Origin of the sequence: Marinobacter mobilis, from assembly GCF_900106945.1 — a bacterium.
GTDB classification, from domain to species: Bacteria; Pseudomonadota; Gammaproteobacteria; order Pseudomonadales; family Oleiphilaceae; genus Marinobacter; species Marinobacter mobilis.
Genome location: NZ_FNNE01000026.1, coordinates 1 through 1,043, shown reverse-complemented (window position 1 = coordinate 1,043; position 1,043 = coordinate 1). Strand labels below are relative to the sequence as shown.

Annotated in this window: 2 tRNA genes and 1 rRNA gene; all 3 read right to left on the bottom strand. The window is 54.2% G+C overall.

Annotated features, from left to right (window positions below):
• Window positions 1-56: 56 nt before the first annotated feature.
• A tRNA-Ala gene (locus BLV11_RS18175) sits at window positions 57-132 on the bottom strand.
• 42 nt (window positions 133-174) lie between these two features.
• Window positions 175-251 (bottom strand) — tRNA-Ile (locus BLV11_RS18170).
• An 88-nt stretch (window positions 252-339) separates the two neighbouring features.
• Window positions 340-1,043 (bottom strand): 16S ribosomal RNA (locus tag BLV11_RS18165); the annotation flags it as partial.

Here is a 1,043-nt window from a genome sequence, read left to right as displayed (position 1 = left end):
AACGTTCATCACGTTGAAATACTTGTTTCTGCACACTGACACAAGTCAGTAAGTAATGGTGGAGCTAGGCAGGATCGAACTGCCGACCTCCTGCGTGCAAGGCAGGCGCTCTCCCAGCTGAGCTATAGCCCCATATAAGCTATACAAGAATTTGACTGTCAGACAGAAAAATTCTGGTGGGTCTGGGTGGACTTGAACCACCGACCTCACCCTTATCAGGGGTGCGCTCTAACCACCTGAGCTACAGACCCAATGGTATGGGCCCGTGAAGACCCCATTGCTCTCTTCTAAGTTAACCAAGTAATTCGTGTGGACTCTGACCGAGGCTTCGGTATCGTTTAAGGAGGTGATCCAGCCGCAGGTTCCCCTACGGCTACCTTGTTACGACTTCACCCCAGTCATGAACCACACCGTGGTAATCGTCCTCCCGAAGGTTAGACTAACTACTTCTGGTGCAATCCACTCCCATGGTGTGACGGGCGGTGTGTACAAGGCCCGGGAACGTATTCACCGCGACATTCTGATTCGCGATTACTAGCGATTCCGACTTCACGCAGTCGAGTTGCAGACTGCGATCCGGACTACGACGCGTTTTGTGAGATTGGCTCCCCCTCGCGGGTTTGCTGCCCTCTGTGCGCGCCATTGTAGCACGTGTGTAGCCCTGGCCGTAAGGGCCATGATGACCTGACGTCATCCCCACCTTCCTCCGGTTTGTCACCGGCAGTCTCCCTAGAGTTCTCAGCCGAACTGCTAGCAACTAGGGATAGGGGTTGCGCTCGTTACGGGACTTAACCCAACATCTCACGACACGAGCTGACGACGGCCATGCAGCACCTGTCACTGCGTTCCCGAAGGCACCAATCTATCTCTAGAAAGTTCGCAGGATGTCAAGGCCAGGTAAGGTTCTTCGCGTTGCGTCGAATTAAACCACATGCTCCACCGCTTGTGCGGGCCCCCGTCAATTCATTTGAGTTTTAACCTTGCGGCCGTACTCCCCAGGCGGTCTACTTAGTGCGTTAGCTGCGCCACTAAGACTTCAAGAG